At 68.5% G+C, this 26,026-nt stretch carries 23 protein-coding genes; 6 read left to right on the top strand and 17 right to left on the bottom strand.

All coding sequences use genetic code 11. The features are described from left to right. Positions 1–45: 45 nt before the first annotated feature. Positions 46–798: a glycerophosphodiester phosphodiesterase family protein gene (locus EV138_RS33215; RefSeq protein WP_133983901.1), complete on the top strand. Its 753-nt coding sequence runs from the start codon at positions 46–48 to the stop codon at positions 796–798. Positions 799–845: 47 nt separating this feature from the next. Then, positions 846–2,216, top strand: a complete 1,371-nt coding sequence (locus EV138_RS33210) for an MFS transporter (protein ID WP_133983900.1) — start codon at positions 846–848, stop codon at positions 2,214–2,216. 84 nt (positions 2,217–2,300) lie between these two features. On the opposite strand, the gene EV138_RS33205 is transcribed toward EV138_RS33210, so the two are convergent. The 7 genes from EV138_RS33205 to EV138_RS33175 are packed head-to-tail and all read right to left on the bottom strand — an operon-like array spanning position 2,301 to position 10,571. After that, complete coding sequence (locus EV138_RS33205; RefSeq protein WP_133983898.1) at positions 2,301–3,731, bottom strand: polysaccharide lyase 6 family protein; 1,431 nt, start codon at positions 3,729–3,731, stop codon at positions 2,301–2,303. 9 nt (positions 3,732–3,740) lie between these two features. Then, positions 3,741–4,598, bottom strand: a complete 858-nt coding sequence (locus EV138_RS33200) for a helix-turn-helix domain-containing protein (protein WP_133983896.1) — start codon at positions 4,596–4,598, stop codon at positions 3,741–3,743. After that, positions 4,595–6,094, bottom strand: a complete 1,500-nt coding sequence (locus tag EV138_RS33195) for a polysaccharide lyase 6 family protein (RefSeq protein WP_133983894.1) — start codon at positions 6,092–6,094, stop codon at positions 4,595–4,597. Before EV138_RS33195 ends, EV138_RS33200 begins: the two co-directional genes overlap by 4 nt. 13 nt (positions 6,095–6,107) lie before the next feature. Beyond that, positions 6,108–7,370, bottom strand: a complete 1,263-nt coding sequence (locus EV138_RS33190) for an alpha-L-fucosidase (RefSeq protein ID WP_133983892.1) — start codon at positions 7,368–7,370, stop codon at positions 6,108–6,110. 5 nt (positions 7,371–7,375) lie between these two features. Next, a complete protein-coding gene (locus EV138_RS33185; RefSeq protein WP_133983890.1) occupies positions 7,376–8,242 on the bottom strand; it encodes a carbohydrate ABC transporter permease in 867 nt (288 codons plus the stop codon). Beyond that, the gene (locus EV138_RS33180; protein WP_238158538.1) at positions 8,239–9,240 is read right to left on the bottom strand and encodes a carbohydrate ABC transporter permease; all 1,002 of its coding nucleotides are present in this window, start codon (positions 9,238–9,240) and stop codon (positions 8,239–8,241) included. Before EV138_RS33180 ends, EV138_RS33185 begins: the two co-directional genes overlap by 4 nt. Then, positions 9,237–10,571 (bottom strand): ABC transporter substrate-binding protein, encoded by a 1,335-nt coding sequence (locus EV138_RS33175; protein WP_133983888.1) that lies wholly within the window; start codon positions 10,569–10,571, stop codon positions 9,237–9,239. Before EV138_RS33175 ends, EV138_RS33180 begins: the two co-directional genes overlap by 4 nt. 156 nt (positions 10,572–10,727) lie before the next feature. On the opposite strand from EV138_RS33175, the gene EV138_RS33170 reads away from it, so the two are divergent. From EV138_RS33170 to EV138_RS33160, 3 genes are read left to right on the top strand one after another with little or no spacing between them, the layout of a single operon-like run. Beyond that, a complete protein-coding gene (locus EV138_RS33170; protein WP_133983886.1) occupies positions 10,728–11,354 on the top strand; it encodes a TetR/AcrR family transcriptional regulator in 627 nt (208 codons plus the stop codon). After that, positions 11,351–12,088, top strand: a complete 738-nt coding sequence (locus tag EV138_RS33165) for an ABC transporter ATP-binding protein (RefSeq protein ID WP_133983884.1) — start codon at positions 11,351–11,353, stop codon at positions 12,086–12,088. Before EV138_RS33170 ends, EV138_RS33165 begins: the two co-directional genes overlap by 4 nt. A gap of 5 nt (positions 12,089–12,093) precedes the next feature. Then, complete coding sequence (locus tag EV138_RS33160; RefSeq protein ID WP_133983882.1) at positions 12,094–14,418, top strand: ABC transporter permease; 2,325 nt, start codon at positions 12,094–12,096, stop codon at positions 14,416–14,418. A 5-nt stretch (positions 14,419–14,423) separates the two neighbouring features. Here EV138_RS33160 and EV138_RS33155 read toward each other — a convergent pair whose 3' ends face one another. Genes EV138_RS33155 through EV138_RS33140 form a run of 4 tightly spaced genes read right to left on the bottom strand, consistent with a single transcriptional unit; the run spans position 14,424 to position 18,219 of the window. Further along, a complete protein-coding gene (locus EV138_RS33155) occupies positions 14,424–14,975 on the bottom strand; it encodes a DUF5666 domain-containing protein (protein WP_133983880.1) in 552 nt (183 codons plus the stop codon). Between the two features lie 13 nt (positions 14,976–14,988). Next, complete coding sequence (locus tag EV138_RS33150; RefSeq protein ID WP_133983878.1) at positions 14,989–16,218, bottom strand: ABC transporter permease; 1,230 nt, start codon at positions 16,216–16,218, stop codon at positions 14,989–14,991. Continuing rightward, positions 16,218–16,913 (bottom strand): ABC transporter ATP-binding protein, encoded by a 696-nt coding sequence (locus EV138_RS33145; RefSeq protein ID WP_133983876.1) that lies wholly within the window; start codon positions 16,911–16,913, stop codon positions 16,218–16,220. Before EV138_RS33145 ends, EV138_RS33150 begins: the two co-directional genes overlap by 1 nt. Then, the gene (locus EV138_RS33140; protein WP_133983874.1) at positions 16,903–18,219 is read right to left on the bottom strand and encodes an efflux RND transporter periplasmic adaptor subunit; all 1,317 of its coding nucleotides are present in this window, start codon (positions 18,217–18,219) and stop codon (positions 16,903–16,905) included. Before EV138_RS33140 ends, EV138_RS33145 begins: the two co-directional genes overlap by 11 nt. Before the next feature lie 247 nt (positions 18,220–18,466). Between EV138_RS33140 and EV138_RS33135 the strand changes: the two genes are divergently transcribed. Continuing rightward, positions 18,467–18,850 carry an RNA polymerase-binding protein RbpA gene (locus EV138_RS33135; protein WP_112247234.1) on the top strand — a complete coding sequence of 128 codons (384 nt, stop codon included), beginning with the start codon at positions 18,467–18,469 and terminating at the stop codon, positions 18,848–18,850. Between the two features lie 186 nt (positions 18,851–19,036). Here EV138_RS33135 and EV138_RS33130 read toward each other — a convergent pair whose 3' ends face one another. The 6 genes from EV138_RS33130 to EV138_RS33105 form a co-directional block, all read right to left on the bottom strand. After that, positions 19,037–19,561 (bottom strand): FxsA family protein, encoded by a 525-nt coding sequence (locus tag EV138_RS33130; protein WP_133983872.1) that lies wholly within the window; start codon positions 19,559–19,561, stop codon positions 19,037–19,039. 22 nt (positions 19,562–19,583) lie between these two features. Then, positions 19,584–21,149, bottom strand: coding sequence for an apolipoprotein N-acyltransferase (gene lnt, locus EV138_RS33125; RefSeq protein WP_133983870.1), 1,566 nt, complete (start codon positions 21,147–21,149; stop codon positions 19,584–19,586). Positions 21,150–21,696: 547 nt separating this feature from the next. Beyond that, positions 21,697–22,104, bottom strand: a complete 408-nt coding sequence (kal, locus tag EV138_RS33120) for a 3-aminobutyryl-CoA ammonia lyase (protein WP_232828190.1) — start codon at positions 22,102–22,104, stop codon at positions 21,697–21,699. Next, positions 22,101–22,859 (bottom strand): lysine 5,6-aminomutase subunit beta, encoded by a 759-nt coding sequence (kamE, locus tag EV138_RS33115; RefSeq protein ID WP_133983868.1) that lies wholly within the window; start codon positions 22,857–22,859, stop codon positions 22,101–22,103. Before kamE ends, kal begins: the two co-directional genes overlap by 4 nt. Further along, entirely contained in the window at positions 22,856–24,433 is a 1,578-nt protein-coding gene (gene kamD, locus EV138_RS33110; RefSeq protein ID WP_238158537.1) for a lysine 5,6-aminomutase subunit alpha, read from the bottom strand. Before kamD ends, kamE begins: the two co-directional genes overlap by 4 nt. Then, positions 24,421–26,022, bottom strand: a complete 1,602-nt coding sequence (locus EV138_RS33105) for an amidohydrolase (protein ID WP_133983864.1) — start codon at positions 26,020–26,022, stop codon at positions 24,421–24,423. The genes kamD and EV138_RS33105 overlap by 13 nt, the downstream gene beginning before the upstream one ends. Positions 26,023–26,026: the final 4 nt, after the last annotated feature.

Raw genomic sequence — 26,026 nt, 5'->3', positions numbered from 1 at the left:
ACCTACAAGCCTCCGGGCTGCCGGCACTCGGCGATACTGCCGGGTGTGTATCCGTATCTCGACCACGACGGGCCGATCGCGATGGCCCACCGCGGCGGCGCCCTGCACCCTGACAACGTCGGCTACGAGAACTCGATGCATGCCTTCGAGCAGGCGGTCGGACTCGGGTACCAGTACCTGGAGACCGACCTGCACGCGACCAGCGACGGGGTGGTGGTGGCCTTCCACGACCACCGGCTCGACCGCGTCACCGATCGCACCGGCGTGATCTCCCAGCTGCCGTGGTCGGAGGTCAAGAAGGCCCGGATCAACGGTCACGAGCCGATCCCGCTGCTCACCGACGTGCTCGAGCACTTCCCGGCGACCAGGCTCAACCTCGACATCAAGGCCGACAACGGCGTCCTGCCCGCGGCCGCCGTACTGCGGAAGGCCGGCGCCATCGACCGCGTCTGCGTCTCGTCGTTCTCCCAGGCCCGGGTCAAGCGCATCCGCGCCGAGCTCGGGGAACGCCTGGCGACCGGCTTCGGTGAGCAGGAGATCGCCCGGATCCGGTTCTCCCCTTTTCGCTTCGACTCCCCCGGCGCCTGCCTGCAGATCCCGGAGTACTACGGCCGCCTCAAGGTCCTCACGTCGGGACTGCTGCGGCGCGCGCATGCCCTCGGCAAGCAGGTGCACGTCTGGACCGTCGACGACCCGGCGACCATGCACCGCCTCCTGGACGCCGGAGTGGACGGGCTCATCACCGATCGCACCGACCTGCTCCGCGACATACTGATCGAACGCGGGCAGTGGCCGTGAGCCGGGCCTGAGCCCGGATCGGCCCCGTACCTGCCACACTCCTCCGCATGGGAATCCTCTCCGCCCCGGACAGCGTGGACAAGCGCGAATACTGGGGGTTCAGCCTCTACGACTGGGCCAACTCCGGCTACGTCACCACCGTCGGCACCGTACTGTTCGCGCCGTACCTCACCTCGGTGGCCGAAACCGCTGCCTGCGGACGAGTCGGTACGACGGACGACCCCTGCCACACCAACCTGCACGTCCTCGGTCTCGGCATCTCCCCCGGCTCGCTGGCCTTCTACGTCGTCACCGTCGCCACCTTGATGTCGGCGCTGTTCCTGCCGGTCGTCGGAGCGATCGCGGACCGGTCGCCTCGCAAGCGAGTGCTGATGTGCGGCTTCGCCTGGGCCGGTGCCCTGGCCGCCTGCTGCATGGTCTTCGTCAGCGGCGACCGCTGGGCGCTGGGGGCGCTGCTGCTGTTCCTCGGCAACCTCTGTCTCGGGTCGTCGCTGGTCGTGTACGACTCGATCCTGATCGACATCGCGGCGCCGGACGATCGTGACGACGTCTCCTCGCGCGCCTGGGCGTTCGGCTACCTCGGCGGATTCATCCTGCTGGCGATCAACCTCGGCGTCGTCACCGCGCACGACGCGCTCGGCCTGGGCAAGGGGACGGCGGTCCGGCTCAGTCTGCTGAGCGCCGGGTTGTGGTGGGGCCTGTTCACCCTCATCCCCTACCTGCGGCTGAAGGACCGGCCACCGGCGAGCGTCGTACCGGTCGGCGGCAACCTGATCAAGCAGAGTTTCGGGCAGCTTTTCGCCACCCTGCGGCACGTCCGGTCGTACCCGATGACGTTGCTGTTCCTGGTCGCGTACCTGTTCTTCAACGACGGCATCCAGACCGTCATCTCGGTCTCCTCGACGTACGGCGAGAAGCAACTCGGCTTCGAGACGCAGATCCTGATCATGACGATCCTGCTGGTCCAGTTCGTCGCGTTCTTCGGCGCGCTCGCCTTCGGCCGGTTCGCCCGGCGCTACGGCAGCCAGCGCACGATCATGGGCGGCCTGGTGGTCTGGATGGTGATCGTGATCGCCGGCTTCCTGCTGCCCGCGCACCAGATCGCGCCGTTCCTCGCGATGGGCCTGGCGATCGGGATCGTCCTCGGCGGCACCCAGGCGCTGTCGAGGTCGGCGTTCAGCCAACTGATTCCGAAGGGCCGCGAGGCGGAGTACTTCAGCCTGTACCAGGCCGGCGAACGCGGCACCTCGTGGCTCGGCACCCTCGTCTTCGGCCTGGTCCACCAGCTCACCGGCTCCTACCGGCCCGCCATCGTTGCCCTCGGCATCTTCTTCGTCGTCGGCCTGGTCCTGCTCGCCCGGGTCGACATGCGCCGCGGCATCACCGAAGCCGGCAACACCCAGCCCGCCCTGGTCTGACACCTGTACGGCGTGCGCTCGACCCGCCTCGCGCGGGCCGAGCGCACGCCGGTACCACGACGCTGCGAGGTCAGCCGGGTCTTGCTACGGGGCGTTGGGGCCGACGTCGGTGGGGGTGAGGGGGTGGCGGAGGGTTGTGGCGGTGGAGAGTTCGTCGGCGCCGACGTCGTACGGGGCTACCCGGGGTTGGCCGTCGAGGTCGTCGGTGACCTGGCTGGAGTGGTCCTGGCTGGAGGCGTTGACGGCGGCGCTGCCGGTGCTGAGCCGGTAGACGCCGTCGGAGCCCGCGACGAGCTTCGGGTCGGCCCGGGTGAAGCCGGACGACGGGATGTTGCCGTTCGACGCCGAGCCCCACAGGATGTTGCCCGACCACGTGATGCCCTGCAGGTAAGGCATGTCCACCAGGGAACCGCTGTCGCCGACCAGGAGGTTGTCCGAGATCCGGCAGCCCAGTGGCGGTATCGTCCGCTGACTCTCGCCGACCACTGCCTGAGCGTTGTTCCGCAGGGTGTTCAGCACGATCGTGACCCGGTCCGGAGCGTCGTTGCCGCGCCGGCTGTCTTCGGGCTCGCCTTCGTAGTGATCGCGCTCGGTTCCACTGCCGAGCACGATCCCGGCGCTGCCGACCCCACCGACGTAGTTGTTCACGATCAGGTGGTCGTTGCCGTAGATCCTGATCCCGTTCGCACCGGACAGCAGATAGTTGCTCTCGACCCGGTTCTCGTTGCCGTGCCGCAGCACGATCCCACCGGTCGACGAGCGGATGGTGTTGTACCGGATCGTGTTGCCCGACGACTTCACCGAGATCGCCTCGGGGTCGCCGTTCACCCGCTCGAAGAGGTTGTACTCCACGGTGGCGTCCGCCGTGGACAGTGCGCGTCCACTGACACCGAGGCGGATCGGCTCACCGCCGTTGTCGCCGGAGTACGTGTGATCGCGGAAGTAGTTGCGGGCGATGTTCGTGCGCTGCGCCATCGCCGTACTGCCCGGTCCGTCGATCACCAGATAGACGCCCAGGGTGGACTTGTCGTGGAACACGTTCCGGTCGATCTTCACGTCGTCACCCCGCACGACGACCCAGTGCCCCGCAGCCGCGGCGAGCTGGAAGTCGTTGCGGGTCAGCCGGATCCGGGGACAGTCGGCCGGGATCTCCAGCGTCGTACTCTGCCGGAACGCGAACCCGCTGATCGTCACGTACGACGAGTTGGCGAACACGAAGCTCTGCGCACCGGTGAGCGTGACGCCACCGCGCGACTCGGCCACGATCGTGATCGGCGCCGTGCTGGTGCCGTGGCGGCCGCTGATCGTGACGGGTGAGCCCGACGGTACGGCGTACGAGCCGTTCGCGACCGTGATCGTGGTGCCGGGGCCGGCACTGTTGATCGCTTGTTGCAGCTGGGACAGCGAGGTGACGACGGCCGACACCTGCGCGTCGGCACGACGCCCGCCGGACAGTTGCAGGGCGACTGCGGCGACACCGAGGGTGCCGCCGGCCAAGAAGGTACGACGATCCATGACAAGCTCCTAACTACGCTGGCGGTAGAGCTTTCTGTATTCGCTCGGGGTCACCGAGCTGACCTGACGGAACACCTTCGAGAAGTACGACTGGTCCATCCCGACCGAGGCGGCGATCTCCTCCATCGGCCGCGCGGTCGTCACCAGCTCACGCTGCGCCCGCTCGATCCGGGCCCGCTTGATGAACTGCTTCGGCGACAACCCGAACTCGGTCCGGAAGTGCCGGATGAACGCACTCAGCTCGAACCCGAACTCGGCGGCCAACTGCTCGACGGTCAGCGCCGAGGCGAGGTTGTCCTCGATGTAGCGGACGATGCCGGACTCTTCGGTCTGCTGCGCCGACAACCGGATCGAACCGGGCGGCGCGCTGTCCAGGTAGTGCGCGAACAACGCGGTCAACGCCGACCGGATCCGCAGCGGCGTCGCCAGACCCGGCGGGTCGCGATCCGCGGCGCCGACCTGCTCGAACAGGGCAGCCGCTTCCGCCGGCGCACGACTGGGAACGATGAACGGCAGGGTCAGCATCTCGCCGATGTCCCGGTCGCCGATCAGCGCGGAGAAGTGCAGCCAGTGCTTGCGGAACGTGTTGTCACTGATCGTCGAGTACGAGATCGGTACGTCGGCGGGGAGGTAGCAGAGCTCACCCGGCTTCGGGTAGAGCTCCTGCTCCCCCACCACCAGCCGGCCCTCGCCTTCGAGGATCAGGTAGAGCCGCGAGAACGGATCGGGCTGCAGTGGGCGGTACCACTCGCGGTGGACATGGGTGATCCGGCTGGCCACCACCAGATCCAGCCGGAGCCGATCAAGGTGAGTGCGGATGATCTCCTCGTCACCTCGGACGGCAACCGCGGCGCGCTCGGTGCTCATCGGGCGTGGATCCCGACATCGGCCGCGGTCAGCGGGCGGAACCTGGGCTTGCGGAACCCGTACTCGTCGGCTCCCACATCGGCCCGGCGGCCGCGCGGCTCACCGTCCAGGTCGAGGGTGCCGCCCGGATACGAGCCGGTGGCCGCGTTGATCGCCGGGCTGCCGGCCGACAGCCGCCGTACGCCGTCCTGTCCCGCCACCAGCTTCGGATCGACCCGGGTGAAGGTGCCGGCCGGGGCGTTGCCATCGGCGGCAGCGCCCCAGACGAGGTTGCCCGACCAGCTGATGCCGTCCTGGAAGGGCATGTTCACGTGCTGTCCCGCGTCGGCCACCAGCAGGTTGTCGGCGATCGTGCAGTCCAGCGGCGGCAGGGTCCGGTGGCTCTCGCCGCTGATACCGCCCGTGCAGTCCAGCAAGCTGTTCAACGCGATCCGGACCCGGTCCGGCGCGTCGTTGCCGGTCCGCGACGTCGGCGGTTCGCCCGGGTAGTGATCGCGCAGGCTCCCGCTGCCGAGCACGATCCCGCTCACCCGCTCCAGGTAGTTGCTCAGGATCTGGTGGTCGTTGCCGTAGATCCTGATCCCGTTCGCTCCGGAGAGCAGGTAGTTGCCCTCGACCCGCGTGCCGTTGCCGTGCCGCAGCACGATCCCCCCGATGCTGTCCCGGATCGTGTTGTGCCGGATCACGTTGCCGGACGACTTCACCGAGATCGCCTCGGGGTCGCCGTTGGCGCGCTCGAACAGGTTGAACTCGACCACCGCAGCCGCGGTGGAGAGCGCTCTCGGCGACACGCCCAGCCGGATCGGCTCGCCGCCGTTGTCGCCGGGGAAGGTGTGATCGCGGAAGTGGTTGCGGGTGATGTGGACGCCGCGGGCCATCCCGTCGGTCCCGGCGCCCTCGATGCCGAGGTAGATGCCCAGCGTCGACTTCCCGTGGAAGTCGTTGTGGTCGACGCTCGAATAGTCCGCGCGCACCATCACCCAGTGCACACCCGCGATATCGGCCAGCTGGAAGTCGTTGCGGGTGAGCCGGATCCGCTTGCAGTCCGGCGGAATGTCGAGCGTGGTCTGCTGCCGGAACGCGAACCCGCTCAGCGTGACGTCCGTCGAGCCGGTCAGCACGAAGCTCTGCTCGCCGGTCAGGACGACACCGCCCGGCGACTCGGCCTGGACGACGACCGGCCGGCCGGGCCGGCCGCGAACACCGGCCAGGGCGATCGGCGCGCCGGCCGGTACGTCATAGGTGCCGTTGGCAACAGTGATCACGGTGCCCGGGACCGCCTGACCGACAGCCTGCCGCAGTTCGTCCAGCGACTGCACGAGCCGCCGCCGGCCCGCCGACTCGGATTCGGTGGGATCGGCGGCAGGGGCGAGCCCGCCGATCCCGGTGGACGACGGCGCGGCCGTCACCGGGAGCGCGCCGGCGGCAGCGGCCACCAGACCCGCCGCTCCGGCGGCGACGCCACCTGCGGCGGTGAGAAAAGTACGACGTTCCATGAGGTGCTCCCGATCAGGCGGATGGCGTGAGGAACAGTTCGATGACGGGTACGGTGACGTCCGGCCGGCGTACCGGCAGTTCGAGGGTGAGCGTGCCCGGCGGCTGACTGCCGGGCTGGGTGTTCTCCGCGATCCGCTCCGGATCCGGTTCGATCAGCCGGATCTCGGAAGCGTCGGAGAGCAACTGGGCGTACTGGACCTTGCCGGCCAGTCCGGGCAGGTGCACGTGCTTGAACGGCCAGCTGAACAGGTGCAGGTAGAGCCGGTTGCCGTTCTGTGTGTAGCGGCAATCGGCAGGCGGCACGTGCCCGGAGGCGCCACACCCGTAGATCGACCGCTCGTGCAGCCGCATCCAGTCGCCGATCGCCTCGAGCGTGGTCTGCGCGACGGGGTCGATGAGTCCCCGGCCGGTCGGCCCGACGTTCAGCAGCAGGTTGCCGTCCTTGGCGACGCCGTCGATCAGCATCCGCACCAGCAGGTCCGGGCTCTTGTAGTCGAAGTTGTCCCGGTCGTAGCCCCAACTCCCGTTGAGGGTTTGGCAGGCCTCCCACCTGATCGGCCCGTCCGGCCCGGTCATCGGTCCGGACGGCTGGTACTGCTCAGGGGTGACGAAGTCGCCGGGCAGGCCGGTGCGGTCGTTGACGAGGATGTCCGGCTGCAGCTCGCGAACCATCGCCAGCAACTCCTCGGCACCCCACTCCTCCGCACCCTTGCCGCCCCAGGTGTGCGAACGCCCGGCGTACGAGAAGTCGAAGAACAGGTAGTCGATCGTGCCGTACCTGGTGAGCAGTTCGCGCACCTGTCCGTGCAGATACTTTCGGTACGTCGCGAGGTCGCGCGGCGCGGCCTTGGCTTCCTCGTCGTCCCGCTGCGGATGCAGGCCGTCGATCGGGAACGACGGATGATGCCAGTCGATCAGCGAGTGGTAGAAGCCGACCTTCAGCCCCTCGGCCCGGCAGGCGTCGACGAACGGCTCGAGCAGATCCCTGCCGTACGGCGTGTTCATGACCGTGTAGTCGGTCAGCTCGCTGTCCCACAAGCAGAACCCGTCGTGATGCTTGGTCGTCAGGACGACGTACCGCATGCCGGCCGACCGTGCCGCCCAGGCCCACTCGCGCGGCCGGTACAGATCCGGGTCGAATCGGTCGAAGTACCGCTGGTACTGCGCGTCGGTGAGCTTCTCCCGGTTCTTCACCCACTCGTGGCGGGCAGCCAGCGAGTACAGGCCCCAGTGGACGAACATGCCGAAGCGGTCGTGGCGGAACCAGTCCTTCATCACTGTCATCCCTTCAAGGCACCCGCGGTGAGGCCACGGGCGAAGGATCGCTGGAACAGCAGGAACACAATGACCGACGGGAGCAGGGCGAGCAGCGACGCCGCCATCACCACGCCGGGCGTGACTACCGGGTCGATCCGGAGCGTCCGCAGTGCCAGCGGCAGGGTGTAGCTGTCGGAATTGGTTGCTACCAGCAACGGCAGCAGGTACTGGTCCCAGATCATCGTGAAGCCGAACACCCCGATCACCCCGAGCGCCGGCTTGCACAGCGGCAGGATGATCTGGGCGAAGATCCGCAGCTCGCCGGCGCCGTCGATCCGGGCCGCCTCCTCGAGCTCACGCGGGACGTCCTTCATGAACTCGGTCATCACCAGGATCGAGAACGCCCACGCACCCAGCGGCACGATCATCCCGGCCAGCGTGCCCATCAGGTTCAGGTGCACCAGCGGAAGATCTCCGAGCACCAGGGTCAGCGGCAGCGCCAGGATCTCCTCGGGCAGCATCATCGTGGCGAGGATCGCGACCAGCACCACGGTCATCAGCGGGAACACCTTGCGAGCCAGCGCATACCCCGCGAGCACCGAGACGGCCACCTGGAGCAGCAGGCCGAAACCGACCACGAAGAACGAGTTCAGCAGGTACTTCAGGACGCCGTGGTCGAAGGCGATCCGGAAGTTGTCCAGCGTCGGGGTCTTCGGGACGACGCTCAACTGGGTCGGGTCGGAGATGTGGTTGAAGGAGCTCACCAGCAAGGCGAGCAGCGGCCCGGCGAAGACGACGAACAGGCCGGAGTAGATCACCAGCTTGGCGATCCGCGCGCCGATCCCCTTGCTCTCGGTGAGACCCAACGCGGTCTCGGTGGCGGCGCTCATGCGGTCCTCCTCCTTCGCAGCAACTGGACGCAGACGGTCAGCACGAGGGTCGCGAGGAACAGCAGGACCGCGCCCGCCGAACCCACTCCGAGCCGGTTCTGTTCCAGTCCGAGCTTGTAGATCAGGGTCATCACGACCTCGGTCGATCCGTTCGGACCGCCGTTGGTCAGCAGGAAGACCTCGGTGAAGCTGCGGAAGCCCCGGACCGCGGCGAGCACGAACAAGATGGCGAACACCGGCCGCAAACCGGGCAGCGTCACGTGCAGAATGCGTTGCCGGGTCGAGGCTCCGTCGACCGTCGCGGCCTCGTACAAGCCGCGGTCGATCCCGGCCAGCCCGGCGAGGAAGATCATCATGTCGTACGGCGCGCCGCGCCAGATCCCGGTGACCGCGATCGAGGCGAGCGACGTGTCCGGATCGTTGATGAAGCCGGACGGCCCGAGGCCCACCAGCCCGATCACCTGATTGAGCAGACCGTCGCTGGTCGGGTGGTACATGATCCGCCACAACTCGGCGACCACGGCCATCGGTACGACGACCGGCAGGAACGCCGCCGACCGGATGAAGCTCAGCTTGCGCGTCTGCCCCTCCACCAGCAGGGCCAGGCAGAACCCGAGCAGCATCGAGCCGAAGGTCTGCCCGATCGCCAGCACCACGGTGTTCTTGAGCGCGGACCGGAAGCTCTCCGAACCCAGGATCTCGCTGTAGTTGGCGGTGCCGACCCAGGTGTTGCCGAGATAGGGCCGGACATCCTGGGCGGACATCACCAGTGCCCGCCCCATCGGGATGAACTTGAAGTAGGTGAAGAGAATCAGCGCGGGCGCCAGGAACAACCACGGCACCCACCACTTCCCACCCTGCCGGCTCCGCTGTCCCGCGGCCCTGCCCGGAGCGCGGCGGTTGCCGGTACGCCGTACGGGCGACCACCACTGGCCACGACCCGGCTGCTCGGCCGGCGGCGGTTCCACTGTCGCCGCCGGCGCCTCGCTGACGCTCATGATGCGGCGACGCCCTGCTTGCCGAGGGTCTCGGCCAGCTTCTTGTCCAGCTTGGTGAGTTCGGCGGTCACATCGAGGCTGCAGTCGGCGATCAAGGCGTTGATCGTGTCGGCCGTGTCCTGCCGCACCGGGGTCCAGTTCGGGATCGACGGGGCGTAGCGGCCGCTGTCGCGGTACGCGTCGGCGTAGACCTTCCAGCGCGGGTCCTTGCGGACGGCCGTGATGTCGACGGTCTTGTTCACCGGCAACTGCACGTTGAACGCCTTCTGGCCGGCCATGCCGAGCTTCTGCCCGTCGGCCGAGATCATGAAGGAGGCGAACGCGTTCTGGCCGGCCTCGTTGGCCGACCCGGCCATCAGGTAGACGCTGCCACCCTCGGCCAGGACGGTCGAGTCCTTCGGCCCCTTCGGCACCGGGACCACCTCGTACTTGTCCTTGCCCAGGCCGGCGTCGAACCGCGGCAGCAGGTAGGGACCGACGACGTACAGACCGGTCCGGCCGGCTTCGAACGTCTCGTTGGTGGGCGGGGTGTCCATGGTCGCCGCACCCGGCTGGATCACCTTGCTGGTGCAGGCCAGGTCGCGGAACCACTTGGTGGCGGCCACCGACTCCGGCGTCGACATCGCGGGCTTGTACTTCCCGTCGGACTGCTTGGCGATGAAGTCGCCGCCGGCGGCCCAGAGGAAGTTGGAGAAGTACCACGAGGCATAGCCGCGCTTGGTCGAACCCGGCACGGCGAGGCCGTATGTGTCGGCCTTCCCGTTGCCGTCGGGGTCCTGCGTGGTGAAGGCCTTCGCGAGAGCGGTCAGGTCGTCCCAGGTCTTCGGCGCCGCCAGGCCCACCTTCTGGCGCCAGTCCTTGCGGATCAGCAGCGCGCTGGCCTGCGCGGAGTACGGGACGCCGTACGTCTTGCCGTCGCCGGACTTGGCGACGGACAGCGCGGACTCCAGCAGTTGGTCGCTGCCCTTGATCGAGCCCAGGTCGACCTCGCGGACGATGCCCTGGCTGACCATGGTGCCCAGCTGCGACGAGTCGTTCAGCACCAGGTCCGGCAGGTCCTTCTGGGCGGCACGCTGGGACAGCTTCGTCTCGAAGTCGTCGAAGATCGCCGTGACCACGACCTTCTGACCAGTGGCCGCCTCGAACGCCGCGGCCAGCTTCTTCATCCCCTTCTCGCCGTCGCCACCGGGCGTGGTCCGCGTCCACAACTCCAGCGGCGCCTTCGGATCCTGCGCGACCGGCTTGGCACCACCCGCACCACAACCGGCCACGGCCAGCACGAGTACCCCGGCCAGCGACCCTGCGGCGAACTTTCTCAACGACCTCGGCATGCCATCTTCTCCTGTCGACGAAGAGGCGATTTGTACTTTTTGCGCCTCATTTCGTCGGAAGATAGCGCTTTCCGAAGCTCAGAGTCAATAACTCATCGGAGGTCTGCTGTCGCCGCGCTCTTGCCGTCGGCTGAACAGATGTTTAGTATGCTGTACATGCGTTCATCTTCCAGTGACCTGACGGCCCGGGCACAGATCCGGGACCGCGCGCTCGAACTGTTCGCGCAGCGCGGTCCCGACGCCGTGACCGTGCGCGACATCGCGGCCTCGGCCGGGGTGTCACCAGGCCTGGTGATCCACCATTTCGGCTCCAAGCAGGGTCTTCGCGAGGTCGTGGACAGCTACGTCGCGGGGATCTTCGACGAGATGTTCGCCGCCGTGGCCGGCGATCCGGCGATGCTGTCCGACACGAGTCCGCAAGGGACCTCCGGTCTGGCCGAGTTGATGTTGACCAGCCTGCCGACGGACTCCCCCGTCCCTGCCTACTTACGGCGGTTGCTGCTGACCGGGGACGGCACGGGCAGGGAACTGTTCCGCCGCTGGTACGCGGCGACGGCCGCGATGACCGAGCAACTGTCCGCGGCCGGCGTCCTGCGTCCTGCCGAGGACCCGGCGGTCCGGGCCGCCTTCTTGCTGGTCAACGACCTGGCCGTCGTGCTGCTGCGTGACCATCTCACCGACGTCCTGGGGATCGACCCGCTGACACCCGACGGCATGCGCCGGTGGGCCGCGGACGTGGTCACCGCCTACACCCAGGGCGTCTTCGGATCGGAGGAATCATGACTGTGAAGACCGAGACGACGAAGACGACCCGGGCAGGGCTGCACCTGTCCGGCGTCACCAAGGTGTACGGCAAAGGTGATGCCGCCGTCTCGGCTCTGCGGGGCATCGATCTCGACATCGAACCGGACGAGTTCGTGGTCGTGCTCGGACCCAGTGGGTCCGGCAAGACCACGCTGGTCAACATCATCGGCGGCATCGAGGCGGCGACCGACGGGCAGGTGGTCGTCGCCGGTGAGGAGATCTCCGGCCGGAGCCCTGCCGATCTGTCGGAGTTCCGGCGCGACCACGTGGGATTCGTCTTCCAGTTCTTCAACCTGATCCCGACCCTGACGGCGCGCGAGAACGTGGAGGTCATCATCGAGCTCACCGGCCGGGGTGAGATGTCCGCCGTACCGGGACTGCTGGACGCCGTCGGTCTCGCGGACCGGATGGATCACTTCCCGGCCCAGTTGTCCGGTGGACAGCAACAGCGGGTGGCCTTCGCCCGGGCGCTGGCCACCGGCCCCGACCTGCTGCTCGCCGACGAGCCGACCGGCGCCCTGGACCTGGCAACCGGGCGGCAGATCCTGCAGTTGATGCAGCGCCTGAACCGCGAAGGCCGCACGGTCGTGACGGTCACCCACAACGCGTCCGTGGCACAGGTCGCCGACCGGGTCGTCACCGTGGTCGACGGACGCATCGAGTCGGTACGGCGTAACGCCCAGCCGGCCGATGCTGCCGACGTGGCCTGGTGAGCCAGATGCGCGCGACGACACGGAAGACCCTTCGTGATCTGCGGCGTCAACGGGCACAGGTGATCGCGGTCGGGATCACGGTGATGCTCGGCGTTGCGCTGTTCATCGCGAGTGCGGGGGCGTTCCGGAACCTCAGCGACTCCTACCGCTTCACCTACGACCGGCTGCACTTCGCCGACGTGAGCGCGACGGGCGGCAACCCTGAGTCGATCGCAGCAGCAGCCCGCGACGCCGGTGCCGCGGCTGTGACGACTCGTACCCAGACGGATCCGCCGCTGATGATCGACGGCACCAAACTGGTGGGCCGGGTGGTCGGACTCCCCGCCGGGCATCAACCGGCGGTCGACGCGGTGGACGTGAGTGCTGGGCAGTACCTCAGCGCCGACGATCCTGACGGCGTGCTCGTCGAGCGACATGCCGCGGACACCTTCGGGCTGACCGTCGGAGACAGCGTCCAGGTCTTCACCGGCCACGGCTGGCATCGCGTCACGATCCGCGGAATCGCGCGCTCGGCGGAGTACATCTGGCCGGCTCGCAGCCGGCAGGACGTGCTCGGCGACCCACACGCGTTCGCGGTCCTGTTCGCGGATGAGCAGGCCGTTCGGCAGTGGACCGGAGGCGGCCCGAACCAGGTGCTGGCAGAACTTGATCCGACGCATGCCGACGTCGCCGCGACGAGCGCCTCGCTGCGCCGCGCGGGAGCCACCGACGTCGTCGCGCAGGTCTACCAGGCGTCCAACGCAACGCTGCGCGAAGACCTGAACGGGTTCTCGGAACTGTCCATCGCCTTCCCGCTGCTGTTCCTGACAGCCGCGGCCGTCGCGGCGTACGTGCTGCTGGCACGCCGGGTGCTGGCCGAGCGGTCGATCATCGGCACTCTGATGGCGGCTGGTGCCCGTCGCGGCCGACTGGTCCGGCACTATCTCCAGCAAGGTCTGCTGGTCGGCTTGTTCGGTGGCCTGGCCGGGGCCGCGGTTGGAGTGGTTGCCACCGGCGCGATCACGAGGGCCTATACCGGGGCGCTCGGTATCCCTGACACGGTGACTGCTTGGCATCCGGGACTGGTCCTGATCGGCCTCGCCTTCGGTGCCGCGGTCGGGCTGAGCGGTGCCGCAGCACCAGCGCTGACCGCTGCTCGTACCGTGCCCGCAGAGGCGATGCGCAATCAAACCGGGGCACGGCCGCCAGGCGCCTGGAGCAGGTTGGTCGCCCGGATGCGCTGGCTGCCGGTCTCCGCCCGGATGGCGCTGCGCGATGTCTTCCGCGGACCACGGCGAACTCTCGCCACCATGCTCGGTGCGGTCCTGGCGCTGGTGCTCGTGCTGGCCTCGATCGGGATGCTCACCAGCGTGTCCACCGCCCTGGACAAGCAGTACGGGCAGATCGAACGGCAGGATGCCACTGTCGTGACGGCGACCGGAACAGCCGATTCCGGCCTGCACGAAGTACGCGGGATCGCAGCAGTCGAGCGGAGCCGGACCGGGCAAGTAGTTGGTGCCTTCGGCAACAAAACCTACGCGACGCAACTCCAGGCCTTCCCTGTCGGTACGGCGATGCATCGCTTCCGCTCGACCTCGGGACAATGGCTGCCGCTGCCGGACGACGGAGTGCTTGCGGGTGCTGCCGTCGCCGACAAACTCGGCATCGCTGTCGGCGACCAACTCACCTTGTCGGCACCCGGTGGTCACACCGTTTCGGCCCGGCTCATGGGACTGCTCGACGAACCCGTCGGCACCTCGCTCTACAGTGCGGATCGCCTGGCAGCGCAGGTACTTCCTGCTTCCACAGTCAACACCTACCTCGTCCGCTTCGACGACGGAGTCGACCGCGACACGATGCGCCAGAACGTGAGCCGACTGCCAGGAGTAGTGGCGTACGCCGATGCCCACGCTGTCACCGCCGCCATCAATCAGTACCTCGGCCTGTTCTGGGCGTTCATCGCCATCATGGTCCTGCTGGGCGCGATCCTGGCCGGCGCCGTCATCTACGTGACGATGGCGGTGAACGTGGTCGAGCGCACCAACGAGCTCGCGACCCTGCGGGCGGCCGGGGTTCCGCTACGCCGTACCGCAGGCACTCTTGCCACCGAGAACCTGGCAGCGACCGGCCTGGGACTGCCCTTCGGTCTGGTCGCCGGAGTCGTCGCTGCGCACGCCTTCCTGGACACGTTCTCGAGCGACCTGTTCCGCTTCGACCTCGTCCTCAGTTGGTGGGCGCTGCCGGCCGCTGCTCTCGGCGTACTGATCGCGGCCGCTCTGTCACAGTGGCCTGCCGTCCGGGCCGTTCGGCGGCTGGACATCGCTCGCGTCGTCCGCGAGCGCGCTCAGTAGGCGGTTCAGTTGGAAGGCGAGGCGCTCGGGTTGCGGCCGAAGCCGCCGAGGCCGCCCTGGCGGACCGTGCGGGCGGTGAGAGTGCCGTTCGAGGTCTCTCCGCTGACGACCACCTGCTCGCCTGCCTTCAGGTCGCTCGCCTTGCCCTTGCTGGTGATGTCGATCGCCGTGTCACCGGTCAGCTTGACCGTCACGTCACCGTTCTGGGTCTTCACCACGAGTTGTGAGTCGTTCGCAGACACCACCGTGCCGATCGCGGCGTTGCCGGCCTGACCGCCCGGAATTCCGGGCTGCCCGGTTCCTTGCCCTTGGCCACGGAATCCGCCGTACCCACCGGCGCCCCGCCCGGCACCGGCCTGCGGGGTCGTGGCGTCCTTGGCGAAGGCCGCGTGCAGTCCGGCGCCGCCGGCCAGGCCGATCGCGAGGACGACGACACCGGCCAGTACGGCGGTTGCCGCCGGCAAGTTCACCGTCTTCTTCGGCTTCAGGGCCTCGTTCACCTCGTCGTCGCTGCCGATCTGCGCGAACTCGTCCGGGGTCTGGTTGGGCGTGCTCATGAGCGAGCCTCTCTCATTCGTGGCGGAGTGCATCGATGGGACGGAGACCGGCAGCCCGGTGGGCCGGCATGCTGCCGAAGAAGAGCCCGACGGCCGCGGAGACGCCGAAGGCGAGCGCGATCGACGACGGCACCAGGACCGGCTGGACGCCGGCCAGCTGGAACCGGCTCACGACCAGCGCGGCGATCACCCCGACGGTTCCGCCGAGCAGACTCAGCAGGGTGGCCTCGATCAGGAACTGGCCGAGGATCGCGCGCCGCCGGGCGCCGAGGGCCTTGCGGATCCCGATCTCGCGGGTCCGCTCGGTGACGGTGACGAGCATGATGTTGGTGACGCCGATGCCGCCGACGATCAGGCTGATCGCGGCCACCGTCGCCAGCAGTGCGGTGAAGGTCGCCGCGGTGTCCTGGCTGGTCTGCAGGATCTGGGCAGAGTTCGTGATCCGGTACGGCGAGGTGGTGGTCGCCGGCACCTGATGACGTGCCGTCAGCAGCTGCGTCACCTCGGCCTGGGCGGTGTCGACCTTGTCCTTGTCCGCGGCCTGAACGACGATCTGGTTCAGCGGGCCGTAGCCGGCCTGGGTCGCCCGGAGCGTGCTGATCGGGACGATCGCGGTCGCGTTCGGGTCGTTGAACCCGGTGCTGTCCTTGCTCGCCAGCACCCCGAGCACGGAGAAGTCGACCGCGCCCACCTTGACCGTCTGTCCGACGGCCGCAGTCACGCGGCCGAAGAGTTCGGTCGCGGCCGTCTGGCCGAGCAGGATCACTCGCCGGGAACTGTCCACGTCCTGCTTGGTGAACGAGGCGCCCGTGCCGACCGGGGTGTTCGTCGCCGGGAGGTACTCCGGGGTCGTGCCGATCACCTGATTGATGGTGTAGCTGACGTCGCCGTTCGTCGCAGTACCGCTGCTGGTCATCACCGGAGCGACCGCCGCCACGTCGGGCGCGAGGCGGTCGTCGGCGAGGGCTGCAGCGTCGTCCAGGGTGAGGCTGTACTGCTGGGCGGCAGGACCGGCCTGGCCGCGCTGGAAACCACCGCCGCCACCGCTGGTGGAGACGGTGAGCAGGTTCGTCCCCATCGCCTCGAGCCGATCCTGCACGGCCTTGCCCGAGCCGTTGCCGACAGCAACGAGAACGATGACGGCACCGACGCCGATCGCCACTCCGAGCATGGTCAGCAGCGAGCGCATCTTGTTCGCCCCCAGGCCGCGCAGGGCCGCGCCGAACAGATCGCGAGGTGACATCAGCGGGTCACCTTCTCGTCGGAGACGATGCGGCCGTCGGAGAACTGCACAAGCCGCCGGGCGTGCTGGGCGACCTCGGTCTCGTGGGTGATCACCACGACCGTCCGGCCCTCGGCGTTCAGCTCGTCGAACATGCCGAGCACCTCGTCGGTGGAGTGCGCGTCCAGGTTGCCGGTCGGTTCGTCGGCCAGCAGGATCCGCGGGCCGGTCGCGAGGGCCCGCGCGATCGCGACCCGCTGCTGCTGACCACCGGAGAGCTGGTTCGGCCGGTGATCCTCCCGATCGGCCAGGCCGACCAGTTCCAGAGCTCGCCGGGCGCGCTGTCGCCGCTCGGTCCGGCGCAGGTGGGCGTAGGTGAGTGGGAGCTCGACGTTCGCGAGCGCCGACGTCCGGGGAATCAGGTTGAACGACTGGAAGACGAAGCCGATCTTGCGGCCCCGGACGAGCGCCTGCTGGTCCTCGGTCAGCCGGGCCACGTTCGTGCCGTCGAGCCAGTACTCGCCGCGCGTGGGCACGTCGAGGCAGCCGAGGATGTTCATCAGGGTCGACTTGCCGGAGCCTGACGAGCCCATCACCGCGACGTACTCGCCGGCCTCGACGCGCAGCGAGACGCCGCGCAGCGCATGGACCGCGGTCTCCCCCGCGCCGTAGGTCTTCGTGACGTTGCGGATGTCGATCAGGGCGTCAGCGGCCACGGTTGATGCCTCCGCCGGTACCCGTGCCGATCCCGCCGGCCGGGAACTGCCCGCCGGGGAACTGCCCGTTCCGGCCCTGCCCGGTGCCGCCCGCGGTACCGCCGCCGATGGCGCCCTGGATCAGCTCGACCCGGTCGCCCTCGTTCAGCCCGGAGGTGATCTGGGTGAAGCTGTCGCCGCGGACACCGAGCTGAACCTCGCGGGTGCCTGAACCGTCCGCCATCGTCACCGTGTGGGAGGTGCCGCTGGTGACGATCGCCGTACTCGGGACGTAAAGGACGTTGGACGCCTTCGCGGTCTGGACCGAGACGTTCGCGGTCTGCCCGATCCGCGCGCCGTCCGGCAGCTTCGCCAGCGCGAAGGTCGCGGAGTACGAGACGACGCCGTTCGTGGTTGTCGGGGTCGGGGAGACCGAGGTGAGGGTGGCCGTGAGGGTGGTGCCGGGTTCGGCGTTCAGGGTGACGGTGGCGCTCTGCTTGGCCTTGATCTTGATCGCGTCGGCTTCGGGGAACGCGGCCACGACCTGGAGTGACTTGAGGTCCGAGATGTCGACGAAGCCGCCGCTCGACGCGGTCGCGCTGCTCGTCGTACCGGTGCTGCCCTGGCCGGTACCCGAGGAGCCGGAGCTGCCCGTGCTGTTGCCGGAGCCGCCGGCGACCGAGCCGACGGTGCCGTTGATCGCTGTGACGGTGCCGGCGATGGGTGCCTTCAGCGTGGTCGCGGCCAGATCTGCCTGGGCGCCTTCGAGATTCTGGTCCGCCTGTTCCTTGTCCGCCTTGGCCCGGGCGAGGCTGGCCTTCGCGTTGGTGAGGGCGACCTCCGGGCTCTGGCCCTGGGACTGGTTCTGCTGACCGTTGCCGGGAGTCGGTGTCGGGGTGGCTTCGGCCGCGTCCACGGCCTCCTGGGCGTCGTCGAGGGTCTGCTCGGCGGCTGTGACGGAGTCGGCCGCGGCGGTCTGGTTCTGGTCGGCGATCCGTACTGCGCGCTCCGCGGCGCTCGGGTCGATCTTCGCGATCGTGGCGCCGTTCGCCACCACCTGGCCCACCTTCACCAGCACCGAGGTGACCGTGCCGGAGGTCTCGAACTGCGGCGACGCGGTCTGCGGGCTCTGCAGGGTGCCGCTCGAACTCACGCTCGCCGTCACGTCCCCACGACTGACGGCCACCGACGGCCGCGTCGTACCGGCTGCCTGGGAGTCGCTCTTGAAGAACAGCAGGTAGGCGCTGACGGCGATCGCCACGACGACGGCCACCAGGGCCACGTTGAGCACGCTGAGGCCACGGAGTTTGTGGCGTGGGAGGACCATGGACGCAGACGCTAGGACCGTTTGCTGAGGAATCGTTGCCCACTTCCTGGCAACAGGCTGTGAACCTCACGGCCCTCTTCAGCGTCATCACCACTGTGTCCTGCGACACACGGTGATTTGTGAACACCCGATGACAGGGCGTGATGACGGTGCTGTCAGGTGCGAACCTGGGGCGCGGGCATGCCAAAATGGGAATGATCCGGGTCGGCCGACCGTTGGCACGGATGACGAATCTCGGAGGTTTGACATGTCTAATCGCGTACTGCGTGGTTCGGGGCTGGGTGGGGTCAGCTTCGAGGATGACCGCGGCGTCGAGTTCGCGCCGCGCCAGATGATCACTTACGACTGCCCGCGCGGCCATGTGGTCGAGGTCACGATGGCGCACGACGCCGAGGTGCCCGCGATCTGGGAGTGCCCGCACTGCGGCAGCGAGGCCGCCCGTTCCACCGGTGAGAAGCCGGAGCCGAAGCAGGAGAAGCCCGCCCGCACGCACTGGGACATGCTCCGCGAGCGGCGCAGCATCTCAGAGTTGGAGGAACTCCTCGCCGAGCGAGTAGCCCTCCTCCGCTCCGGCGAGATCGGCCCCGCCCACCTGCACCGCACCCGCACCACCGGCAAGCGCAGCGCCTGATCCACCCGAATGGGCCGTCACCACTCCAAGTGGTGACGGCCCATTCGCACGTCCAGCCCCCGCCTTCCCCACCTCAGCCCAGCGGTGGGGTCAGCTCTCGCAGTCCACGCCTTACCTCACCTCAGCCAAGCGGTGGGGTCAGCTCTCGCACCCCACGCCTTCTCTCACCTCGGCCAAGTGGTGGGGTCAGGTTGTTGGGGGTTTGTCTTGGGGGCGGTCCGGGTCGATGACTTCGCCTTGGATGATGTCGTCGGACGGTTGGCGGCGGGCCTGTTCGTATTGTTCCGCGGTGGGTGGGCGGTAGGTGCCGGGCATGAAACCGGTGATCGGGTTGCCGCCGAGCTGGGCGACGATGCGCCGGCCGAGGAACCCCGACAGCACCTTGCGCGCGAGCGGCCGGGTGAACGGCAGCACGAAGAAGAACCCGAAGATGTCGGTGACGAACCCCGGCGTCAGCAGCAGCGTCCCGCCGATCAGGACCAGCGCGGCGTCCGCCAGCTCACGACCAGGCATCCGCCCGGTCTGCAACGCCGTCCGCAGCGCGTTCCAGGCCCGTTTGCCCTCCCGCTTGATCAGCCAGGCCCCCAGCGCGCTCTCGACCAGCAGCAGCCCGACAGTAGGCCAGCCGCCGATCACCTGTCCGACCTGGATGATCACGTAGATCTCGATGATCGGCACGACCAGCAGTGCGACGGCAATGAACCACGGCATCGCTCTCAGCCCTCTCCTTGACTTAGACGGGCACCTTGGCGCGGTCGGCGGCCGGAGCCGGTGGGGTGCCGGGGTCGGCAGTCTTGCGGTTGCGGCGCGCCAGCAACGCCAGCGCTGCTCCCATGATCCCCAGGCCGGACAAGATCCACTGCGGCCAGCCGCCGAGCCTCGTCGCCAGCGTCTGCCCGTCGCGGACCGGGACGGACGCGACGTACACGTCGGAGACGAACTGACCCGACTTGTGCTCGACCGTACCGTCCGGGCGGATCACCCCGGAGATCCCGGAGGTGGACGCGATCAGGACGGTCCGGCCGGTCTCGATCGCGCGCATCCGGGTGATCGCGAACTGCTGCTCCGGCTGCCCGGTGCCGCCGTACGTCGCGTTGTTGGTCTGCACGATGAGGATCTGGGCGCCGCCCTTGGCCACGTCGGACACCACGTTGTCGTAGGCCAGCTCGAAACAGATGAGATCGCCGTACGTCGTACCGGCGATCGGCATGATTCCCGGCCCCACGCCCGGAGCCGTCTGCCGGCCGATCATCTCCAGCCGCTTGATGTAGGGCAGCAATTGGTCGCGGAACGGGATGTACTCACCGAACGGCACCGGGTGCCGCTTCGCGTACCGCTGACCGGGACCGGTGCGCGGGTCCCAGACGATGCCGGTGGTTTGCCGCTCGTTCGGGCCCGGCCCCTCGGTCACCGCGCCGACCAGGATCGGCACCTTCACCGCCTGGACGGCCGTCTCGATGTCCTGCCGGGTCTCGGCGTCCTTGTACGGATCGATGTCGGTGGAGTTCTCCGGCCAGATGACCAGGTCCGGCTTCACCTGGGTGCCGGCCAGCACCTGCTTCTGCAGATCGAGCGTCGCGGTCATGTGGTTCTTCGTCACGGTCCGGGCGCGGCCGAGGAACTCCAGCCCCTTGCCCGGCACGTTGCCCTGCACCATCGCCGCGGTGACCGTCTTGCCGTTGCCGGCGGTCGACAGAGTGAGCAGCGACGTGAGACCGACCAGAGCGAGGCCGACCACCAAAGACACCAAGCGCAGGCTGAAGGCGCTACGGCGTCGCAGTACGGCGTAGACGAGGACCCCGAGCAGCGCGATGACGAAGCTGAGACCGGAGATACCGACGTACGCCGCGAGCCGGCCGAGGTGGGAGTCCGAGAACGCCCAGGCCAGCCGGCCCCACGGGAAGCCGCCGAACGGGACCGAGCCGGTCGCGAACTCGGTGGCGACCCACAGGCACGGGATCCAGAGCATCCAGAGCCGATGCTTGAGAGTCTGGCTGGCGAGCGCTCCGAACACGCCGTAGAAGAGGCCTTCGAGGACTGCCAGGGCGATCGCCGCGTCGCCGCCGATGACACTGAGCCAGGGCACCAGGACCAGGTAATAGGCGATGCCGAAGCCGGAGCCGACCAGGAAGCCGCCCTTCATCGAGACGCCGTTCAGGGTGGCCAGGAAGAGCGGGATGGCGATCAGGGCCAGCCACGCGTGGTCGTGCGGTTCGAAGACCAGCCCGAGGCCGCAGCCGGCCGCTACCGCCACCAACAGCCTGGGTAGTAGCCGACCCAACGCCTTAAGCCGCTCCACGCGCGCACCCCTTCGCCTCACCGACCCGGCCGATACCGGTCGCACGACGGTACAACGCGCGAGGCGCGCGGATGTATCCGGTCAGTAGCCGCGTCGTGCGCGGTCGACGGATTCCGAGAACCGCGGGGGCCGAAAGCCGGGCAAAGGAAAGAGGCTCGGCGGGCCTTCGGACCAACCGGCTGGCCGCTGGATGCGAGCCACCCGGCTGTTGTCTACTGGGCGCCGAGCCTCTTCCACCTCTGCCCCGCGGGGGGCTAACCACCGGGGATCTCAGCCCCCGTCGACTCAAGCCTGGCACTGGCCTGGTCAGCGTCGCGGGATCTTCCGGTGGCCGAACTTCGTTGAACCGTAGGAGAAACGGGATATGACGACTCCCAAAACGATGCTCGCTCAGGGCGACGGTGTCAACCTCTGCCAGGGCCGCATCGGGCGGTTGTAACACTTTCGGCTGCGCTGCCAAGCGGTTCGGAGCCGAATGGTCGAAGTTACATTACAGAGCGATCTCGGTACTCCACGTAATTGTTACCCAGGGCAACTTAATCGTCACTCAACCTTGCCGGGCGGGTACGACGACGACGCCGGTCGCCCGGGTGATCTCGAGCGGTTCCGCGAGCACCTCGGCGGCCGATTCGGACAGGTCGGCGCGACCCCGGCAGACCACGCGAGCGACGAACGACAGCTCCCGGCTGCGGTTGCCGACCCGGGTGATCGTGGCGGTCGTCTCGACCACGTCGCCGGCCCGCAGCGGTTGCAGGAACTGGACGTCGGAGTAAGAAGCGAACAATCCTTCATCTCCGTCGGCCTGGATGCACACCTCGGTCGCGACGTCGCCGAACAGGCCGAGCACGTAGGCGCCGTCGACCAGGTTGCCCGCGTAGTGCGCGTGGCTGTACGGGATGTAGCGGCGGTGGGTGACGCTCAGACCGATCGTTGCCTTGGACATCGAGTTCGTCATGCGGTCCTCCGGACGGGGGCGTGCTTGCGGCGGGTGACCAGGGCGTCGACGAGATAGCTCGCCACCTCACCCGGCGTGGTACCGCGGCCGAACACCCGGTCGACGCCGAGCTCGCCGGCCATCGCCTCGGTGAAACGGGGGCCGCCGGCAACCAACACCGGGCGGGTCTCCTCGGAGTACGCCTCGCGGAAGGCGGCGGACATCTCCTTGGTGTTCAGCACGTGCGCCTCGCGCTGGGTGACCACCTGGGACACCAGGATCGCGTCGGCCTTCTCCGCCTTGGCACGGCGGACGAGTTCCGGTACGGCGACCTGGGCACCGAGGTTGACCACCTTCAGCTCCCGGTAGTACTCCAGGCCCTTCTCCCCCGCGAATCCCTTGATGTTCATGATCGCGTCGATGCCGACAGTGTGCGCGTCCGTGCCGATGCAGGCGCCGACGACGGTCAGCCGGCGGCGGAGTCCCTTGCGGATGGCAAGGTTCGCGTCCTTCGGCGACAGCAGTGGGTAGTCGCGCTCGATCACCTCGACCTTGCTCGTGTCGACCAGGTGATTCACCGGGCCGTAGACGACGAAGAAGGTGAAGTCGGGTCCCATCGCCTTGGCATGTACGACGAGCGCCGGGTCCATTCCCATCTTGTTGGCGAGCTGGATCGCCGCGCCCTCGGCCCGCTTGTCGTGCGGGATCGGCAGCGTGAACGACATCTGCACCATGCCATCGCCGGTCGTGTCGCCATAAGGCCGGATGATGCTCACTGCGCCTCCTCGAGCAGTTCGATGGCCGGGTTGTAGTACTGCGACGAGCGGCGCGCGACGCCGTCCAGACCGCGGCCCGCATCCTGCGGGCGCTTCATCAGACCGAAGGTGCCGTCGCCGATCGCGTTCAGCAGGCCGTCGTCGACGATCCGCTCGAGCAGGTCGATGGACTCCCCCAGCACCTGTCGCGCCCGGTTGGCGATGAAGCCGTCCGGCGCCGGGTGGAAGTCCTCATGAAGGTTGCCGGCGGCACCCAAAACATAACGAACGTTCTGCAGAGCCAGGTCGCGGTCGGAGATCCACGGCGTCACCACGGCCTCGGTCATCATCCCGACCAGCAGGATGCCCTGACCGGTCATCGCACCGACCAGGTTGAAGAACCCGTCCAGCAGGTAGCCGCGGAACACGTCGCCGGTCATGTGCCGGGTCGGCGGCATCCACTTCAGCGGTGCGTCCGGGAACAGCTGCCGTGCCAGCATCGCGTGCGCCAGCTCCATCCGGAACGAGTCCGGAATCTCCGGCGTGATCTCGAAGGCGTGCCCGAGACCGAGCTGCCAGTCCTCGAGACCTGCCTCCTTGGCGAAGTACTCGTTCAGCAACTGCGACACCGTCACCGTGTGGGCGGCGTCGACCGCGTCCGCGGTGGTCAGGTAGTTGTCCTCGCCGGTGTTGATGATGATCCCCGCGCGGGCATGGATCTGCCGGCTGAACCGCTGGTCCACGAAGGTGCGGATCGGGTTGATGTCGCGGAACAGGATTCCGTACATCGAGTCGTTCAGCATCATGTCCAGCCGTTGCAGCCCGGCCAGCGTCGCGATCTCCGGCATGCACAGCCCGGAGGCGTAGTTGGTCAGCCGGATGTAGCGCCCGAGCTCGCGCGACGACTCGTCCAGCGCCGCCCGCATCAGCCGGAAGTTCTCCTGGGTCGCATACGTCCCGGCGAAGCCCTCCCGGGTCGCGCCCTCGGGCACGTAGTCCAGCAGTGACTGACCGGTCGACCGGATCACCGCGATGATGTCCGCACCGGCCCGCGCGGCCGCCTGGGCCTGCGGGATGTCCTCGTAGATGTCGCCGGTGGCAACGATCAGGTAGATCCACGGCCGCTGCTCGGGATCGCCGTGCCGCTTGATCAGCCGGTCGCGTTCCTTGCGCCGGGCATCGACCTTCTTCAGCCCGGCGGCCGCCGCCTTGCGCGACGCAGTACGGGCTCGTACGGCGTCACGTCCCTCCGGCAGCCGGAAGGTCACCGATCCGGAGGCGGCCTTCTGCGCAAGGACGGAGAGGTCTTCCGCCTCGCCGCGCAGCAGCGCGTCCCAGACGGGCAGCGCGAGGCCGTGTTCCAGGCCGACGTCGGCGCGCACGGTGTCGGCCAGCCGGTTCACCCACGGGATGCCCTCGCTGTCGGCACCCGCCAGGCCGGCCAACCGCAGTACCGCACGTTCCACCGAGACGGTGGTGTGCTGCTTGGCGATGGTGACGATCGGCTTGCCGGCCTTACGGGCCAGCGTGCGCGCCTTCCGGACGGTGACCGGGTCGAGGTCCAGCTTCTTCACTGCTCGGGTCACGAGGACCATCCTTCTGCGTCGAACACGGTGCGGCCGCCAACCACGGTCCGCCGACAAACAGGCACTGGTGCCTCGTCACTGAGATCGGGCAACACCGGTACGCCGGCGCGCGGGTCCGTCGACCAAGCGGCGACCCGCTGATCGGGCGTCTGCACGACCAGGGCCGCGTCGCTTTCCCAGACGGCGTACGTCGCCTGTGTGCCGGGCGCGAGCACTCCGGCGTCGTCGATCCCAGCCGCCCGCCAGCCACCTCGCGTGTGAGCAGCGAAGGCGGCTCGCACGGTGATCCGCTGGTCCGCGTCGTGGTGGAACGCGGCCGCGCGGACCGCCTCCCAGCCGCCGAGCTCGGTCACCGGCGCGTCGGACCCGAAGGCGAGTACCACGCCGGCGCGGGCGAGCGAACCGAACGGGTTCATGCCCTTCCAGCGATCGCCGACGCGCTCGGCGTACATGCCGTCCGGGCCACCCCAGTGGCCGTCGAACATCGGCTGGACACTTGCGACGACACCGCACCGGGCCAGCGTGGCGATCGCCGCGTCGTCGACCATCTCGACGTGTTCGAGGCGGTGGCGGGCGGCAACGAGTGCCTGGACGCCGACCTTCTCGGCGGCGAGCTCGAAGCCCCGCGCGATGTTGTCGAGGGCGGCGTCGCCGATGCAGTGGAACCCGGCCTGGACGTTCTGCTCGGTGCAGGCGGTCACGTGGCCGGCGATCTGCTCGGCGGTGAGATACGCATGACCGCGATGGTCCGGGCGATCGGCGTACGGGTCGCGCAGCGCCGCAGTACGGGAGCCGAGCGCGCCATCCGCGTTGAGGTCACCGGCCAGCCCCGCAAGCCCGTACTGCGTGACGTTGTCGAAGACGCCAGGCTGACCCCAGTAGAGGGTCGCGGCGAGTCCTGCTTCCTCAGCTGCCTGGCGAACGAGCGGAAGCTCCCACAGCGGTCCGATGTGCGGAGCCGCCATCTCGTGAAAGGCACCGATGCCGCGCTCGCCCATCGCCTTGACGGCCGCGCGCGCGTCGGCAAGCCGCTGGTCAGGTCCGACCAGCTCACTGAGTGCATCCCGTACGACGTGGTGCGCGTCGCGCTCGACCCGGCCGTTCTCTTCGTACCCGGCTTGGCCCTGCAGACCCGGCACGGCAGCAGCGAGGGATGACGAGATGACACCGGAGTGACCGTCGACCCGGGAGAGGTAGACCCGACGGCCGTCGGCCGCGCGGTCCAGCTCGGCGTTGGTCGGCGGGCGGCCCTCGGGCCACTTGGTCTCGTCCCAGCCGGAGCCGTCGATGACCGCGTCCGGCGCCAGGGTCGCCGCGAAGGCCGCGAGACGGTCGAGTGCTTGCGTGAGGTTCGTCGTACCGGCCATGACCAGGCCGGTCAGCAGCGCGCCGGTCTGTGCGGTGTGGACGTGGGCATCGACGAAGGCGGGCGTGACGAGCTTGCCCTGCAGGTCGACGACCTCGTCCGCACCGGATACATAGGCCGCGGCGCTGGTGTCGTCGCCGAGCCAGCTGACCACGCCGTCGTCGAAGGCGATCGCGGTGGCGTGGGGGTCGGCGGGTGAGTAGACGGAACCGTTGGTCAGAAGTGTGCGCACAGGG

The organism is Kribbella voronezhensis (assembly GCF_004365175.1).
GTDB lineage: Bacteria > Actinomycetota > Actinomycetes > Propionibacteriales > Kribbellaceae > Kribbella > Kribbella voronezhensis.
The sequence above is the reverse complement of the archived record's forward strand: the minus strand, read 5'-3'. Positions and strand labels throughout refer to the sequence as shown.